Source organism: Stenotrophomonas lacuserhaii, assembly GCF_039674585.1.
Taxonomy (GTDB): Bacteria; Pseudomonadota; Gammaproteobacteria; order Xanthomonadales; family Xanthomonadaceae; genus Stenotrophomonas; species Stenotrophomonas pennii_A.
The window spans coordinates 1-403 of record NZ_JBDJNU010000088.1; the positions used below are offsets into that span (position 1 = coordinate 1).

1 rRNA gene is annotated in these 403 nt (G+C 54.3%); it reads right to left on the bottom strand.

The features are described from left to right. Positions 1-301 precede the first annotated feature (301 nt). A 5S ribosomal RNA gene (gene rrf / locus ABE522_RS17475) occupies positions 302-403 on the bottom strand; the annotation flags it as partial.

The window sequence follows — 403 nt, forward strand, 5'->3', positions numbered from 1 at the left end:
CCCCGACGTTTCCGTCGTTGCGAGCCGCCCATTATAGCCGGCTTTTCCGCTTCGTCAACACCTTTTTTCAAGGCCGTTTCGCCGGAGCGAAGCGTTGTTGACTCTGCTGCTTCGACGTCCGACCCGAGGGCATTTCGTCGTTGCGAGCCGCCTATTATGGCAGGCTTTTGGAGCTTGTCAACAACTTGTGAGAAGAACTTGAAGATCTACTTGAAGTTGTTGATGTAAGTCATCGAAGAATCGACGGCTTGCAAAAAAAGGAAAACCCCGTTGCGCAAGCAACGGGGTTCTCGGGTATAAACCCTGGCGATGACCTACTCTCGCATGGCTTGAGCCACACTACCATCGGCGCAGCTGCGTTTCACTTCCGAGTTCGGGATGGGATCGGGTGGTTCCACAGCGC